Origin of the sequence: Streptomyces sp. NPDC006450 (genome assembly GCF_040612195.1) — a bacterium.
Lineage (GTDB): Bacteria > Actinomycetota > Actinomycetes > Streptomycetales > Streptomycetaceae > Streptomyces.
This window is the reverse complement of sequence record NZ_JBEXPT010000067.1, coordinates 1-15,977: the sequence shown is the minus strand read 5'-3', so window position 1 is coordinate 15,977 and position 15,977 is coordinate 1. Positions and strand designations below refer to the sequence as shown.

The 15,977-nt window shown below is 70.7% G+C and carries 12 protein-coding genes; 7 read left to right on the top strand and 5 right to left on the bottom strand.

Annotated elements, in window-relative coordinates; genetic code table 11:
- Positions 1-2 precede the first annotated feature (2 nt).
- Complete coding sequence (locus ABZY57_RS20345; RefSeq protein WP_356513808.1) at positions 3-371, top strand: hypothetical protein; 369 nt, start codon at positions 3-5, stop codon at positions 369-371.
- Positions 372-704: 333 nt separating this feature from the next.
- Here ABZY57_RS20345 and ABZY57_RS20340 read toward each other — a convergent pair whose 3' ends face one another.
- The 4 genes from ABZY57_RS20340 to ABZY57_RS20325 form a co-directional block, all read right to left on the bottom strand.
- Positions 705-1,814 (bottom strand): alpha/beta fold hydrolase, encoded by a 1,110-nt coding sequence (locus tag ABZY57_RS20340; protein ID WP_356513806.1) that lies wholly within the window; start codon positions 1,812-1,814, stop codon positions 705-707.
- A 55-nt stretch (positions 1,815-1,869) separates the two neighbouring features.
- Positions 1,870-3,030: a serine hydrolase domain-containing protein gene (locus tag ABZY57_RS20335; protein ID WP_356513804.1), complete on the bottom strand. Its 1,161-nt coding sequence runs from the start codon at positions 3,028-3,030 to the stop codon at positions 1,870-1,872.
- Between the two features lie 133 nt (positions 3,031-3,163).
- Positions 3,164-3,634, bottom strand: a complete 471-nt coding sequence (locus ABZY57_RS20330; protein ID WP_356513802.1) for an RICIN domain-containing protein — start codon at positions 3,632-3,634, stop codon at positions 3,164-3,166.
- A gap of 476 nt (positions 3,635-4,110) precedes the next feature.
- On the bottom strand, positions 4,111-5,550 hold the full coding sequence (locus ABZY57_RS20325; RefSeq protein WP_356513800.1) for a hypothetical protein: 1,440 nt from the start codon (positions 5,548-5,550) through the stop codon (positions 4,111-4,113).
- A gap of 723 nt (positions 5,551-6,273) precedes the next feature.
- Here ABZY57_RS20325 and ABZY57_RS20320 point away from each other — a divergent pair.
- The 6 genes from ABZY57_RS20320 to ABZY57_RS20295 all read left to right on the top strand — a co-directional run bounded on the left by ABZY57_RS20320 (position 6,274) and on the right by ABZY57_RS20295 (position 15,096).
- Entirely contained in the window at positions 6,274-7,260 is a 987-nt protein-coding gene (locus tag ABZY57_RS20320; protein ID WP_356513798.1) for an alpha/beta hydrolase-fold protein, read from the top strand.
- A gap of 17 nt (positions 7,261-7,277) precedes the next feature.
- Positions 7,278-8,837, top strand: a complete 1,560-nt coding sequence (locus ABZY57_RS20315; protein WP_356513796.1) for a peptidoglycan DD-metalloendopeptidase family protein — start codon at positions 7,278-7,280, stop codon at positions 8,835-8,837.
- Positions 8,838-8,848: 11 nt separating this feature from the next.
- The gene (locus ABZY57_RS20310; protein WP_356513794.1) at positions 8,849-10,321 is read left to right on the top strand and encodes a hypothetical protein; all 1,473 of its coding nucleotides are present in this window, start codon (positions 8,849-8,851) and stop codon (positions 10,319-10,321) included.
- A 27-nt stretch (positions 10,322-10,348) separates the two neighbouring features.
- Positions 10,349-12,376 carry a family 43 glycosylhydrolase gene (locus ABZY57_RS20305; protein ID WP_356513792.1) on the top strand — a complete coding sequence of 676 codons (2,028 nt, stop codon included), beginning with the start codon at positions 10,349-10,351 and terminating at the stop codon, positions 12,374-12,376.
- A gap of 474 nt (positions 12,377-12,850) precedes the next feature.
- The gene (locus tag ABZY57_RS20300; protein ID WP_356513790.1) at positions 12,851-13,660 is read left to right on the top strand and encodes a serine/threonine protein kinase; all 810 of its coding nucleotides are present in this window, start codon (positions 12,851-12,853) and stop codon (positions 13,658-13,660) included.
- Positions 13,657-15,096, top strand: coding sequence for a serine/threonine-protein kinase (locus ABZY57_RS20295; protein WP_356513788.1), 1,440 nt, complete (start codon positions 13,657-13,659; stop codon positions 15,094-15,096). The genes ABZY57_RS20300 and ABZY57_RS20295 overlap by 4 nt, the downstream gene beginning before the upstream one ends.
- Positions 15,097-15,256: 160 nt before the next feature.
- Here ABZY57_RS20295 and ABZY57_RS20290 read toward each other — a convergent pair whose 3' ends face one another.
- Entirely contained in the window at positions 15,257-15,880 is a 624-nt protein-coding gene (locus ABZY57_RS20290; protein WP_356513786.1) for a hypothetical protein, read from the bottom strand.
- Between the last annotated feature and the right edge of the window lie 97 nt (positions 15,881-15,977).

The window sequence follows — 15,977 nt, the reverse complement described above, 5'->3', positions numbered from 1 at the left end:
GTGTGAAAGTTCGGTTTGAAACCTATGGCTCCAGCCCGGGGAGTAAGAAGATCGATCTCGGCGAGGTTTCGACGATGCTTGAATCCGTCCCGCTCGATGCCTCGGTCACATTCACTTGGAATGATGATGAGGATGACGTTCTCATCGTGGGTTTCGGCGAGGGGTTCGCGGTGGCGACAATGCTCCGTGACAGAACCTTCTATGTTCTCCAGGCGAACGAGCGTGAAGGGTTTGAAGAGGTTGAGATTGGGGGCCAGTGGTCCAGCCATCCAAAAAGGTTCCTGATGGATCGGTCGCTGGGATTGGAAGTCTTGGCGCAAGCCGGTGACATGGATGGCCTGTTCGAGCGGTACGCCTGGGTAGTCCCGTAGCGATACCTTCGGTTTCTCGCCTGTTTGAACGGCGAGAGATCAATGGTGGATGCGACGTCTCACCCGCACAGATGAAGCCCTGCCAGGCCTTGCTTGGCAGGGCTTCATCTGCGTGTTGGCGGCAGGAATTGACGGGAACATCATTGGACATGGGCCGTGAGCGGAGGCGGTTCGTCGCTGTCAACTCGGTCGAACCTGATCTCGCCGGTGAGGCTCGCTGGCAGCAGCGTCCCTGACAGTCTTCCCGACGGGTCAGCCAAGTCGGTGAGCTGTTCAGAATTCCTCTACTTGATCAAGGTGGCCCGCTGACGCGGCCTGTGCTCGGGGGCCGATTCAGCCGGTCTGGGCGAACTCGGTCGCGAGGCGGGGGATGTAGTCGGCGAGGGCCGGGGCCCAGCAGGCGTAGGTGTGGTCGCCCTTGCAGGTGGGCGACAGGGCGGAGCCGTTGCCGTAGTTGACGAAGCGGTTCGGGATGCCCAGTTGGTTCAGGCGGTTCGCGACGTTGGTGGAGGCGACCGCCGTCTTGCCGTCGATCAGACCCTGGTTTCCGGTGTAGAGGGTGACCCCGGTGCTGGCGAGCTTGCCCAGATTGGCGAGCGACGCGGGGTTGACCTCGTTCCAGATCCGGTCGTTGAAGATCGCGTACGGCGAGCCGAAGATCGCGTCGCTGTCCACCACCGGCCCGTAGCCGGTGCAGTTACCGGTACCCGAGGTGGTGGAGGCGCACCAGGCGCCGGTCAGGTTGAGCTCCGTGGCCAGCACCGCGGCGCGGACCTCCCACAGGCCGAAGTCGATTCCCCCGGACAGGGAGGCGACGCGCCCGAACAGGTCGGGGCGGGCCTGGGCGTAGTGCAGGGCTCCGAAGCCGCCCATGGACAGGCCGACGACCGCACGGTGGCCGCGGTCGGGCAGGGTCCGCAGGTTGGCGTCGATGAAGGGGACCACCTGCAGGAGGTGGAAGGTCTCCCAGTTGGCGGCGCCCTCGGCGGTGTTCTGCATGTGCCAGTTCGCGTACCAGCCCTTCAGGCCGCCGTCCGGTACGACGGTGATCATCCGGTCGTTCCGCAGGGCCGGGGCAGCGGCGGCGTCGTTCACGTTGCCGCCACCGCCGTGCAGGAAGTACGTCACCGGCCAGCGCTTGCCCGGCTCGGCGTAGTAGCCGCTCGGCAGGAAGATGCGTACCTTGTGCCGGCCGGAGAGCTGCGGCGTGGTGACGGTGAGGGTGAAGTCGGTCTCGGATCGCACCTCGGTGGCTCCGGCGACCTGGGTAAGACCCTGCCCGTCGGTGAAGGCCGGGATCGTGGGGGCATCGGCGACGCCGGCGGCGTGGGCCGCGGAGCCGGTGAGGGCGGTCGCCGCGACCGTCGCCACGGCGACGGCGGTCAGCGCGGCGGCCCGAATCGCGGCGCGGAGGCCGGCCGCGCCGGTGAGCAGGGATCGCACGGTGGTTCTCTCTTCTCTGAGGGTGGGGTGTTGGCGGGGTAGGGCCGGGGCCGGGTCAGGACGGCGTCTCGCACAGGGCGGTGGTCAGGGTCTTGTACATCTGCGCGCCCGGGATGTTCGTGGCGAGATGCGCGTTGGTCATGACGGAGGCGTGCCGCCCGTCCTCGGTCACGAGCGTCTGCGAGTAGTAGCCGGGGACGGCTCCATCGTGTCCCCAGGCCGTGCCGCCGCAGGGCAGGGCGATCTTCTGCATCCCGAGGCCGTAGCCGTTCCCCGAGCCGGGCTGCCCGAGCTCGAAGGCCTTCTCCATCTCGGCGAGGTTCGCGGGAGAGAGCGCCGTGCCGTCGACGATCGCCTGGTAGAAGGCGGTCATGTCCCGGAGCGTGGAGATGACGGCGCCGGATGCGTAGAAGGTGGACGGTTCGAACGCGGTCCCGTCCAGCCAGAAGAAGAACGAGCCGATCCGGGTACCCCGGTAGCCGTGGATCGCCGGGCTCGGCACGGCGCGGTCCGTGGGGGCGGGGAAGCGGGTGTGGGCCAGGCCGAGCGGCTGGATCACCTGCTGGGTGACGGCCTGGTGGATGGGCAGGCCGGTGATCTTCTCGATCAGCATGCCGAGGATCTCGTAGTTGGTGTTCGAGTAGTGGAAGGCGGCGCCCGGCTGGGAGACCGGGGCGAAGCGCAGTCCGTCCTGCACCAGGGCCGCGAGCGTGTACGAGCCGTCCGGGCGGGCCTGCGCGAGCGGCAGACCGTTCACCGGTATGCCGCTGGTGTGCTGGAGGAGGTGCCGGACGGTGATCCGGTTCCCGTCGTAGCCGTTCACGGAGACTACGCCGGGCAGGTACCGCTCTATGGGGTCGTCGAGGCCGATCCCGCTCGCCTCCGCGAGCTTCAGTACGGCGACGGCGGTGAAGGTCTTCGACTGGCTCCCGACGCGGTAGTGCTCGTCCGGGCCGATCGGATCGTTGGTGTTGACGGTGGCCGTGCCGGTGGAGAGGTTCCACGAGGCGTCGCGGGTCCCCGCGTACACGCCCGCCCCGGGACCGCCGCCGGCCTTGAGCTCGTTCAGGGCCGCGAGCGTGGCGGAGTGGTCCGCGGCCGCCTGGGCCGGGGTCTGCGCCTGGGGCCGCGCCTGTGCGGCCGTGGGCACTGCCAGGAGAGCACCGGCCACACCGAGGGCGAGCGAGAACCGGAACGCGGTCAACTTCAACTTCATCGAACCTGCTCCTCGTGGAGGGAATCGTCTGCCGGAAGTGCCGGAAGTGCCGGACGTATCGGACGTATCGGACGTATCGGACGTGCCGGACGTATCGGAAGGGGAAGGGCTTCGCCGTGCGGCGTCATCGGGCTCAGGACCAGCTCTGGTACGGAAGGCTGTTGCACGCCCAGGTACGGAAGCCGAGGGAGCTGTCGTCGATGCAGCGCGAGGTGTGCTGGTTCTGGAAGCGGACGGTGCCGTCGCCCCAGACGTTGATCCACCAGCTCTGCTCCGGGCTGGAGTTGCAGACAGCGGTGCGGAAGCCGCTGTTGGTGTCCTCGATGCAGCGGCCGGTGTTGATGTTCATCAACTGGCGCGTCCCGTCACCCCAGACGTGCACGCTCCACTGCTGCGGATTCGAGCCGTTGCAGCTCCAGGTGCGGAAGCCGTTGCTGGTGTCGTCCATGCACCGGCCCGTGGCCTGGTTCCGGAAGGACTGGACGGCGTCGTACGTCCTCGCCTGGCCGGCAGGGCCGGAGGCGGCGGCCGGGGCGCCGGTCGCCGGGGTGAGGGGGGCGAGGGCAAGGGCCCCGCCGAGCAGGAGTGTTGTGGTGACGCGCATGTGATTCGTCGTCTCCTTCGTGTCCGTGGGACTGGCTGGGTCACAAGCTAGGAGTCGAGGGAGGGGCAGGGCACCCGGAACGATCCGGAGTGACAGCGGGCCTGCGTGATGTCGTGATCAGTTGCCGGATTCCCTCTCCCGCGCGGGGTGGGAACCGGGAGGACTTCGATCGCGGTGCGCAGACAACTCACCCATGGACGGCGTCCCACACGTGGACGGTCGTGCCGGCGTCGCTGACCAGGAGGCGTCCCTTGGAGGATCGGGAACCTCCGCAGCCCGTCCCCGGCCGCACTTTCCGGGCGGGTGACTCCATGATCCGCACACCGGACGCGGACCGGGGAACATGCCCGAGAGCGGCCTCTTCCCCGGGCGGCGCTGAAAGGGGCGCCTACCGGCCGGCAGGAACCGGAGCGCATGAAGCGAAGTGCGCGGGGCCGGGGCTCCAGGCGGAGCCCCGGCCCAGCCGCCCACCACTGTCAGCTGATCGCGGGGCCGGGGCCGTTGAGCCACGCCCACTGGGCCCAGTCGGAGAAGCCGGTCTGCCAGGTGTGGTAGACGCCGGCATGGCTGGTCCCGAAGACCTCGATGCGGCCGTCGGCGTTGGTGGCGGCGGTGATGTCCGTGCCGCCGGTGCCGATGGCGACCCAGTCGCTGAAGGGGGCGTTGATCCCGGTCTGCCAGGCATGAACGGCGATCTCATTGCTGATCGCGAAGACCTCCACCCGGCCGTCGGCGGTGCGCTCGCTGGTGAGGTTCGAGTTGGCCGGGCCGCCGGTTCGTACCCAGCCCGACCAGGAGGTCGGGCTTTCCTGGTACCGGTGGAAAATGGCCTCCGGTCCGGAGGCGAATACCTCAAGACGCCCGTCGGCATTGTGGTCCACCGTCAGGTCATGACCGCCGCCTCCGAAATGTTCCCATGCGGACCAGCCGCCGTTGGGGGCGAGCTGGTACTGGTGCTCGAAGACCGTGCCGTTGAGAGCGAAGACCTCAAGGCGCCCCTCGGGGGACTTCCCCATGTCCAGACGGGCGTCGGCGGGACCCCCACCGGTGAACTCCCAGCCCGACCAGCCGGAGTTCGGCGCGGTCTGGTATCGGTGGTAGACGCCCTTCGGGCCGGAAGCGAAGACCTCGATACGGCCGTCGGCATTCGTTCCGGCGGCGATATACCTTCCACCGGTGCCGAATCCCTGCCAGCCGGACCAGTCCCCGGACGGGCCGGTCTGATAGATGTGCTGGGCCGTATCGCCGTTGATCGCGAGCAGCTCCAGCCGACCGTCGGCGTTGGGCACGATCGTCATCTGCGCGTTTCGCGGACCTCCGAGCGGCCGCCAGGCCGACCAGCCGCCGTTCACCTCGGTCTGCCAGGCGTGGTAGACCCCGTCAGCTCCGGCCGCGAAAGTCTCCAGCCGGCCGTCGGCCGATCGTGCCGACACCACGCGTCCCGTCTCGGCCGGGCTGGCGGCGTGGTGAGAAGGAGCCTCGGCAACCCTCTTGTAGCGGTACGGGCCGGCGGTGAACAGGCCGCCGCTCGTGGTGTAGTTGATCGGCCGCTCGTATCTGACGGACCCCGCCCCGCCCATCTCCTCCATGGTGAAGAAGCGTGTGTGCGCGTGGTTGGCCCAGCCGGCGAACAGCACGACATGTCCCGCGTCGCCGCCGGTTCCCGGCCCGAGGGTGCCGACGGCGTCACCGGGCTTCAGATCCTCCCAGGCTATCGGGTCCAGGAACTCGGGCAGGGTGACCGTACTGGGGGACCAGGGCAAGTGCAGTGCCATGGAGACGAAGCCCGAGCAGTCGGTGCGGTAGTGCCTGCCCTCCAGGTCCGGGTGGGAGTCGCCCTGGTTGTAGTAGACGTTCAGATCCACCCAGTGCTGGGCACGGAGAAGGATCTCGTCGCGGGTGATCGGGCCGCCCACGTCCGACGGGATGAGCTGGGCGGAGCGGAGACCGATGCCGTTTCCGGCGGCACTGGCCCCGGATCCGGTCGCGAGGACGTTTGCCCCTGCGAGGGATATCGCAGCCGAAAGTCCACCGGCGGCTCTGAGAAGCGCTCTGCGGGAGGGATGGTGTGCGCTCACAACGGGCTCCTGGTCGGTAGCGGTACGAGGCACTCAGGGGAAACGTGACCCGCCGTGGTCGCGCCGGGTCACCATGTGATCGCGCTGAAAGCTACCGAGAGGGACACGCCCCGGGGATCCGGAGAATTACGGATGGCCACCCGCGGCCCCTCCCGCTAAGGCAGCTTCCTGCTCCTGCGCGGCATTTCTAAGGCCTCCATGAGGTGCCTGCGTGCCGGAGCGGAACGGCCGGATCACCCCTCGAACTGCTCCCGCAACCGTTCCGGGTACTGGCCGCCGTACCTACCGGTCGGCAGCCACGGCTCGATGAACTTCCACCGAGCATCGGCGAGTTGCCTGCACGACATCACGCGACCCCAAGAGCCTGTCGTCACACTCCCGTCTTCCTCGCGACGCCTGGCAGACGCGAGCGTGACGACAGGCCCTAGAGGACCCGAGCCGGTTCTGTCAGTCCGTAAGGTTCCGGATACTCCTCCCGGGCGGGGACCGCTAGCTTCCAAACCGCCGGTGCCGCTGGGGCGGCAGCCGGGTCACCAGCCAGCTCGCCCACAGGAGGCCACCTTGACCACGCAGGACCCCACCCGCAGGAGCATCCTCAAGTCCGCCGGCGGACTCACCGCAGCGGTGGCCCTGGGAGCCGGCGGCGTTCTCGCGTCGGCGTCGGCGGCCTCGGCGGTCGGGGACGGCTTCGGCCTGCGCATCACGGAACGCGGCGAGCAGGATCACCGGATGTGGTACTACCGGTTCCAGACCTCCGCCATCGGCGGCTGGACCCCGGCCGTCAACGTGCTGCTTCCCGACGGCTACCACACCAGCGGGCGCCGGTACCCCGTTCTCTACCTGTTCCACGGTGGCCTGGAGGACTTCATCACCTTCGACCGGTTCCACGACATCCGGGGTCTGACGGCCTGGAAGGACCTCATCGTCGTGATGCCCGACGGCGGGCGCGCCGGCTGGTACTCCAACGCGGTGAGCTCCAACATCGGCGCCCGGAACTGGGAGCACTTCCACATCGGGCAGCTGATCCCGTGGATCGACGCGAACTTCCGCACCTACGCCGAGTACGACGGCCGCGCCGTCTCCGGGTTCTCCATGGGCGGCTTCGGCGCCCTGAAGTACGCGGCCAAGTACTACGGCCACTTCGCCTCGGTCAGCGCCCACTCCGGCCCGGCCAACCTGCGCGGCGGCAATGGTGACTTGGTGACCCACTGGGCCAACGCATCCTCCGCCGCAGTGGAACTGAACGGCGGCAGCATCTACGGCGTGCCCTTCTGGGACCAGGCCCGGGTCAGCGCGGACAACCCGTGCGAGCGCATCGAGAGCTACCGGCACAAGCGGGTCTTCCTGGTCGCCGGCACCAGTCCCCAGGACATCCAGGGTTACGCCAACGAGACCCTGGTGCTCGCCACCCAGCGGGAGTTCAAGTGGAACCTCGACCGTGCGGGCATCCCCTACGAGCAGCATGAGGTGGACGGCGGCCACTGGGTCCGCCGGAATCTGCTGCAGGACGACATCAACGGCGTCATCGACCGCCTGCGCAAGGCCTGACGGGGGGATCTCGCGTGATGTCCGTCCTTTCCCGAGGCATGTCCGGGCTGCTGCCCGGGCGGATGCTCGGGCTCCTTCTCGCGCTGACCGTGATCCTCGCACCGGGGCTCGCCGTCGCCTCACCGGCCGGGGCGCAGACCGATGCGTCCCCGGTCCCGGCCCGGGCCGCCGGCTTCGCCGCCTCCTGCCCGGCCGCCGGCGACATCACCCAGTACTACAGCTGGGAGCACAACGGCATCGACATCGCCAACGACCGCGGCACCCCGATCTACGCGGTCGGCGACGGCGAAGTGACCATCTCGGGATACGAACCCGGCTACGGGCAGTGGATCCGCATCCTGCACCCCGACGGCACCATCACCGAGTACGGCCACATGTACCAGCGGGACGTCCAGGAGGGCGACCGTGTGAGCGCCGGGCAGCGGATCGCTCTGATGGGCAGCGAAGGCCAGTCGAGCGGGCCTCATCTCCACCTCCGGGTCTGGGGGAACGCGGGCGCGTCCGTGCGGGTCGACCCGATTCCCTACCTGGCGGAACGCGGCATCGACATGCCCTGCACACCCGGCAGTCACCCCGGTCCTGCGCCGTTGGTGTATCCGTCGGAGTCGGGTCGTGTGGTGTCGGCGCGGTCGGTGGACGGGCGTCTTGAGGTGTTCGCGGCCGGGGCCGATGGTGTGCATCATGCCTGGCAGGAGAGCGTGAACGGGGCTTGGTCGGCCTGGGAGTTCATCGCGGGGCCCAGGGGGGCGGAGCTGGCGGTCGGGCCGAACGCGGACGGCCGGCTCGAGGTGTTCGCGATCAACGACCGGATTCTTCAGCACCGTTATCAGAACCAGCCGTCCGGTGGCTGGTCGGGCTGGGAGAACTTCGGCGAGGGTGGCCGTGACGTCGCCGTGGGTTCCAATGGCGACGGGCGGCTCGAGGTCTTTGCGTCCGGTCCCGAGGATGTGTTCCACCGGTTCCAGACGGCTCCCAATGGTGGCTGGTCGGGCTGGGAGGGGACTGGTGGTGGTCCGGGGGAGAGTCGTATCGAGCTGGCGAAGGCGTCGGACGGCCGGCTTGAGGTGTTCGCCCTCAACGGTGAGGCCTTCCAGCATCTGTTCCAGAGGTCCGTGAACGGTGGCTGGTCCTCGTGGGAGGACTTCGGTACCGGTGGTCATGACGTGACGGTCGATCACAACCTGGACGGCCGGCTCGAGGTGTTCGCTTCGGGGCCGGTGGGTGTCTTCCACCGGTACCAGACCGGTCCCACGAGTTGGTCGGGCTGGGAGGGGACCGGTGGTCTTGCGAACTCCCAGTTGACGAGTCAGCGCGCTGTGGACGGTCGGGTCGAGGTGTTCGCGATCAACGGCAGTGATGCCCAGCACATGTGGCAGACCGGGGTGAACAGCCCCTACCACCCGTGGGAGTCCTTCGGCGCCGGTGGCACGGAGATCACCGCCGTGGCCAACGCCGACGGCCGGATCGAGGTCTTCGGGACCAATCCCACCGGGGTCTACCACCGCTGGCAGACCGACTACTCGACCTGGTCCCAGTGGGGCTGGCTCAAAGACACCGCCGGACCCGCGATCAACTGAGGAGAAGCCAGATGAGAGCCACGCAGCGCGCTCGAAGAGCGCCCCACCGCGCCATTCTGTCCGCGTTCGTCTCCCTGTGTGTGGCGGCGGGAATCATGGTCGGCGTCACACGGCCGGCCTCCGCCGCCGCCGGGAGCGACCTGTGTGCGGAGGTCGGGTACAACGCGGGCTTCCGAGGTGAGGGCCTGGTGACCTCTGTCGCCGTCGCCCTGGCGGAGTCCAGCTGCAATCCGCAGGCGTACAACGTCACGAACAACACGCCCCCGTCCACCGACCGTGGTCTGTGGCAGATCAACGACTACTGGCACGCCGAAGTCAGCGACGCCTGTGCCTACGACGCGCAGTGCAATGCGAACGAGACCTTCCGCATATCCTCCGGGGGCACGGACTGGAGCCCTTGGTCCACCTACAACCAGAGCCACCATCAGCGGCACATGGACACGGCGCGCGCCGCCGTGGACCGTCTTGGCCACCCCGGGCCTGGTCCTGCGCCGTTGGTGTATCCGGCGGAGTCGGGTCGTGTGGTGTCGGCTCGGTCGGTGGACGGGCGTCTTGAGGTGTTCGCGGCCGGGGCCGATGGTGTGCATCATGCCTGGCAGGAGAGCGTGAACGGGGCTTGGTCCGCCTGGGAGTTCATTGCGGGGCCCCGGGGGGCGGAGCTGGCGGTCGGGTCGAATGCCGATGGTCGGTTGGAGGTGTTCGCGATCAACGGGCAGGTTCTTCAGCACCGTTATCAGAATCGGCCGTCGGGTGGCTGGTCGGGCTGGGAGGGCTTTGGCGAGGGTGGCCGTGACGTCGCCGTGGGTTCCAATGGTGACGGTCGGCTCGAGGTCTTTGCTTCTGGTCCGGAGCAGGTGTTCCACCGGTTCCAGACGGCTCCCAATGGTGGCTGGTCGGGCTGGGAGGGGACTGGTGGTGGTCCGGGGGAGAGTCGTATCGAGTTGGCGAAGGCGTCGGACGGCCGGCTTGAGGTGTTCGCCCTCAACGGTGAGGTCTTCCGGCATCTGTGGCAGACGTCGGTGAATGGTGGTTGGTCCGCTTGGGAGGACTTCGGTATCGGTGGTCATGATCTGACGGTCGACCACAACCAGGACGGTCGGCTGGAGGTGTTCGCCTCGGGGCCGGTCGGGGTCTTCCACCGGTATCAGACGAGCCCCACGAGTTGGTCGGGTTGGGAGGGGACCGGTGGTCTTGCGAACTCGCAGTTGACGAGTCAGCGGACGGTGGACGGGCGGGTGGAGGTGTTCGCTCTGAACGGCAGTGATGCCCAGCACATGTGGCAGACCGGGGTGAACAGCCCCTACCACCCGTGGGAGTCCTTCGGTAGCGGTGGCACGGAAATCACCGCCGTGGCCAATGCCGACGGCCGGATCGAGGTCTTCGGGACCAATCCCACCGGGGTCTACCACCGCTGGCAGACCGGCCACTCCAGCTGGTCCCAGTGGGGCTGGCTCAAGGACACCGCCGGCCCCGCCATCAACTGACCGCAAACGTTCCCCTGGAGCCTTCTCGTGCATCCGTTCAGCAGGCGCCACCTGCTGCGCGCGGCCGGAGCGGGAGCCCTCGCGCTCCCGCTCACCGGCCGTGCCGCAGCAGCGGCCTCCGTCCCGGGTCCGGCGTCCCAGTGGGTGGGTGCCGGTTCCTTCACCCACGTCTACGACCCCTCCACGCCAGGCCGGCACCGCTACCTCAACGACCACACCCTGATCCGGGCGAACGGCCGCTGGCACCTGTTCAGCATCGTCGGTGACAGCGCGGCGCCCGGCGAGGCGCCGGACAGTGCCGCGGAGGTCTCCTTCGCGCACGCCTCGGCGCCCGCCCCGTACGGCCCCTGGACCGCCCACGCCGACGCGCTGACCGTCGACCCGGGCTACCACGGCGAGGAGCACCTGTGGGCCCCGCACGTCATCGAGGCCGGCGGCAGGTTCTGGATGTTCTACGCGGGCGGCGGCACGAGCGGCGCCGCGATCAGCCTGGCCACGTCGCACGATCTGTTCACCTGGACGCGAGAGCCGTCCGGCCCGCTGTTCCGCGGGATCGCGGCCCGCGACCCGATGGTGCTGCGGGCCGGCGGCGAGTGGGTCATGTACTACACGGAACTCTCGAGCCCGGGCGGCCGGCACGTCGTGGCCCACAGGCGCTCCGCCGACCTGGTGCACTGGAGCGAGCCGGGCGTCGCGTTCACCGACGCGACGACGGACGCGACCGTCTCGGTCACCGAGTCGCCGTACGTCGTCGAACGGGACGGCTGGTACTACCTGTTCATCGGCCCCAGGGGCGGCTACGAGGGTACGGACGTGCTGGCGTCCCGGGATCCCTTCCACTTCGACCTCGCCGGGTACGCGGGCCACGTGGCCGGTCACGCCGTGGAGGTGATCGCGGACGGGGAGACCTGGTACGCCGGCGCCGCGGGCTGGTTCCGCCACGGGCTGCACGTGGCGCCCCTCCAGTGGCGGGACACACCACCACCGTGGCAGAGCGCGGACAACCCGGTGGCCGGACTCGACGCCGGCGGCCGCCTCACGGTATTCGCGCTCGACGCCTCCGACCGCTCGATGCTCCGGCGCGTCCAGCTCGACCCGGACACCGACACCTGGTCGCCGTGGGAGACCTTCGGCGGGCCGGCCGGCGCGGTGCCCACGCTCGGCCGCAACGCCGACGGCGCGCTCGAGGTGTTCTCGCTCGCCCCGCAGGGAGCCAACCTGCACCACCGGGCCCAGCGGCCGGACGGCGGCTGGTACGGCTGGGAGGAGTTCGGCGGGCCGGCCGGCGCCGCCCCCGCCGTCGCCCGCGACGCCGATGGCAGGCTGGAGGCCTTCGCCCTGAGCCCCGGCGGGGCGTCCGTCGCCCGGCGGCGGCAATCTGCACCGGGATCCCGGACCTGGGACCCGTGGGAGGCGGGCTTCGGCGGCGCCGCGGGCGCGCCACCGGTGGTCGCGGCCAACGCCGACGGACGGCTCGAGGTCTTCGCCCTCGCTCCCGGCGGATCCGGGATCTTCCACCGGTGGCAGGAGACCCCGGGCGGCGCCTGGACCCCCGCGTGGCAGCGCTTCGGCACCGCGTCCGGCGCCGCGCCGCGCGTGGCCGGGGACGGCAGCGGCCGGCTCACCGTCGCCGCGATCGGACCGTCGGGCGTGGGTACCTTCAGCCGGCGGCAGTCCGTGCCGAACGGGGGCTGGGACGAGTGGCTGCCGATGTTCGGCTGGAGCGCCGCCGCACCGGCGTTTGCCGTCAACGCCGACGGCCGCCTCGAGGCGTTCTCGCTGACGCCCGGCGGCGCCCGGCTCGGCCACCGCTGGCAGACCGCCCCCGGTGGAAGCTGGGCTTCCGGCGGGGAGTTCGGGGAGCCCGGGATCAGGCTCGCCGCCACGCCCGCCGTCGCGTCCGATCCCACCGGGCGCACGCACGTCTTCGCCGTCACCACCGAAGGCAGGATGCGCACCCGCGTCCAGGATCGCCCGAGCGGCGGGTGGCGGCCGTGGAGGGCCTTCGGCGACCGGACGGTCGCACCCGTCGTATCGGGCCGTCCCGCGCTCTGAACCCGGAGTGCGGATCGCGCCACCTGAAAGGGGCGAAAGGGCGGTCTTGCGGGGCCGTGACCCCTCGGGCACGGTGACCTTCCCCACCCCGGCAGGTCCCGTACGCGACGTCCGCGACCGGGGGCACAAAGGCCGATCCCGCACGGCCGCCCGCGGTGGCGGCATGCCGCGCCCGCTCGCCGCGGCACGACAACGTCCCCCGAACCGCTCGCCAGAGAGTCGAAAACGACCCCAAACCGCCATCGCCGCACGAGGGCCGGAGTGACCGGGGACACAGGGGGAGCAGCCCGCGAGGAGAGGGCCGGCGAGCCTCCCGGCCAGGGGCTCGCAGAGCCTCCCGGAGCAGCCGGAGCGGACTGTCCCACCCGACGGGCTGTCCCGGCCGAAGTGGCTGAAGTGCGCCGATGAACTCCCTTGAGAGATGAGTATTGTTCCACTCGTCGGTCCGGCACGACGCGTGGAACGGGGGGAGCGGTGAGCGGGGTAGTCGTCCATCTGCCGCAGGGGTGCAGTGGCGCCGACGGCGGCGAACCGTCCGGCGATGCGGTGACGTTACGGCTCGGACCGGGCGAAGTCGCCCGCTTCGGACGCGGATCCGCGAAGATCCCCGTGGAGCTCCGCCTCACCGACGCCGCCATCTCCCGGCTCGCCGGCGAGATCCGGGTGACCGACGACCACTGGCAGCTGACGAACCACAGCACCTCCCACAGCTACCTCGTGGAGAACCCGGAGGGCGCCGGGGAGTACCTGAGGGTCCCGCCCCGCCGGGTCGGGGCACCCGTCCCGTTCGAGTTCTCGCGCGTCGTGCTGCCCACCCGCAGCGACGTCCCCGTCTCCTTCCAGGTGTTCGCTCCCGATCACGTCTACCTCGACCCGGAGGCCATGGGCGCCCCCTGGGGCCGCCTCACGGTCACCGCCTACTCACTGGACGAGACGGCCACCTACTTCCTGGTACTCCTCGCGCTCTGCGAACCGCGCCTGCGCGACCAGTCCCGCGTCGCGGTCCCCACCACGCCCCAGATCGTCGAACGGCTCAGGGGCCACGTCGCCTGCGCCACCCTGACCGCGCGCGCGGTCAGCTCACACATCGACTACCTCGCCGAGGAGAAGCTGCGCATCGGCGCCTCGGACCCGCGCGAACCCGGCAAGGGCGACCGCCGCAACGGCAAGCGGGAGGAGATCGTCGGGCTCGCCCTGCGGTTCGGGCTCGTGCGCGAGGAGCACCTGACGCTGCTGCCACCCCTGACGGGGGCCGGCGGGCGGGAGCGGCAGACCGCGCGATGACGACGCCCCACACCCTGCGCGGCATCACGGAACGCGACGGTACGGACCTGCTCCCGCCCGGCCACCAGGTGCGGGGCTGGACGATCACCGACCTGATCGGCGCCGGAGGATGGTCCACGGTCTACGCCGCACGGCCCGCCGACCGGTACCCGGACCGGACCGGCCGGGCCCCCGCGCACCCGCCCGCGGCACCCGCCCACATCGCGCTGAAAATCATGCCGACCGCCGGGTACGCCCCGCGCCAGACGCGCAGGATCGTGGAGTCCGCACGCCGGGAGGTCGAACTGGGACGCAGGGCCGGGCACGCGCGGCTGATCCGTCTCCTGGACTCCTTCGTCCTCGAGGCACCGGACCGCCCCGCCCTGGACGGCGCGATCGTGCTGGTCATGGAGCGGGCCGCGGGCAGCCTGCGGGAACTCCTCGACGCCGGGGTCGCCGAGGCCGACCGTGCCCGGCTGATCGCGGGGATCTGCGAGGGACTCGCCCACCTCCACCGGTCGGGTTGGGTCCACGCCGACCTCAAGCCGGAGAACGTCCTGCTGGACGGCAGCCGTTCCGTGAAGCTCTCGGACTTCGGGCTCGCCACCCAGATGACGGGAACGTCGGGGTACGCGCCCCCCCTGGGCACCTTGGACTACCTTCCGCCCGAGCGCTGGAGGGCACCCCTCGGGGAGCTGGGCGTGAAGGTCCGGCCGAGTGCCGACATCTGGGCCCTGGGCATCATCATCCACGAGGTGTTCGGCTCCGGCGCCTCCCCGTTCTCCGGCGCCACGCCCATGGCGCGCGGCGCCGCCGTCCAGGAGTACGGCGAAGGGCGCGCGCCGCTGCGCATGGACCAGGCCGTGCCGCCGTTCTGGCGCGAGCTCGCCGCCGACTGCCTCGCGCCGACCCACGCGGCGCGTGCCCCGCACACCGCCGAGAGCCTGCTCGCCCGCATCACCGCCGAACAGGAGGCACGCGGGAGGGGCGCGGGACGGCTGTGGGGCCGGGCCCGCGGCGCCATCCTCACCGCCGCGTTCTGCGGGATCGCCGGTACGGCCCTGTGGTCGGACGCGCCACAGGCGGGTTCCTCCGCACTGGACGGCCTGGAGGGCGCGGCGGCCGGCACGATCCGGGTGTTCAATGCGGAGAAGGGCTGCCAGGAGCGGGCCGACCGGGACCCGCAGTGCAGTCTGGGCCTGGCGATCGACCCGATGGGCCAGTACACCGCGGACAACGTCGTACCGTCCCGGGTGTGGCACGGCGACGTCCTCGCGGTCGACTGCCAGTTGCCCGACGGCCGGGCCGTCATCGACGAGGCGGACCTGCAGTCCACCCGCTGGTTCCACGTCCGCCTCCCGCCCGGCTCCACACCCCCCACAGCGTGGCTCCCCGCCGTCCGCACGAAGGACCGCCCGGCACTGCAGGGGTGCCCGCACCCCGCGACCGGGCGCTGACGCGCGCGACCGGGCGCTGACGCGCCCGGCCGGTACGGTGACGCGAACCTGACCGAGTGGACCCTGGCGGGACCTTCCCTCCCGGCCGTGGCGCGCGAGCGCTGGAGCCGGTCGAACCCCGCGGCGTGAGTCCGGTCGAACCGGCACACATCGAGACGGACTAGCCGCGCGCCCGCCTGCGGCGCAGGAGGATGCCGACGGCCGCCCCGGCCAGGGCCGTTACCGCCACTCCGGCTGTCGTCCACCAGACGGCGGGACCCGTGCCGGGTTCGGCCGGGGCCTCGGAGGCCGTCGCAGGCTTTGGCGTCGGGGTCGGGGTCGGGGTCGGGGCCTGCGTACCGGCCCCCGTCGGCGCGGACGACGGGCCGGCGGGGCGGGGACCCGGGGTGCCGGTGGCCGGGGCCGGGTCCACCACCGGTACGCCGACTTCGAGTTCGCCGTGCCCGAGGGCGGGGAAGCCCACGTCCACGCTGACCTTCCAGGCCCCGGGCGGCAGGGACTCGGCCGTGGTCCAGCCGGCCGGCGTCGCGGCGGGATCGCGCACCAGCCGCCAGGGCCCCAGCGTGCGGGCGCCGTCGGCGCTGACCGCGTTCACGGTGGCGGCGACCGCCTCCTCGACGGCGTCGCCGTCGTTCTCCCAGGTGACGTCCGCGGTGACGTGGCCTTCCCGCTGTCCGGTGACCACCACCTTCACGGTGTCGCCGTGGGCGTGCGCCACGGCCGGGGTCAGCAGGATCAGGCTCACGGCGGTCAGGACGGCCTGGAAAGCGATTCGTATGCGCATCGTGGCGTGCTCCGGGTGGGGTGAGGGCCCGGGGGACGGCCGCGCGACGCGGCCGGGCCCCCGGGGGGGCGTGGGGGGGGGGCGGGGGGCCGGCGGG

Excerpts from the sequence above, each read along its gene's own strand:
- ABZY57_RS20295 (WP_356513788.1), top strand. The coding sequence starts at position 13,657 with ATGACGACGCCCCACACCCTGCGCGGCATCACGGAACGCGACGGTACG.
- ABZY57_RS20315 (WP_356513796.1), top strand. The coding sequence starts at position 7,278 with ATGTCCGTCCTTTCCCGAGGCATGTCCGGGCTGCTGCCCGGGCGGATG.
- ABZY57_RS20310 (WP_356513794.1), top strand. The coding sequence starts at position 8,849 with ATGAGAGCCACGCAGCGCGCTCGAAGAGCGCCCCACCGCGCCATTCTG.
- ABZY57_RS20330 (WP_356513802.1), bottom strand. The coding sequence starts at position 3,634 with ATGCGCGTCACCACAACACTCCTGCTCGGCGGGGCCCTTGCCCTCGCC.
- ABZY57_RS20290 (WP_356513786.1), bottom strand. The coding sequence starts at position 15,880 with ATGCGCATACGAATCGCTTTCCAGGCCGTCCTGACCGCCGTGAGCCTG.
- ABZY57_RS20335 (WP_356513804.1), bottom strand. The coding sequence starts at position 3,030 with ATGAAGTTGAAGTTGACCGCGTTCCGGTTCTCGCTCGCCCTCGGTGTG.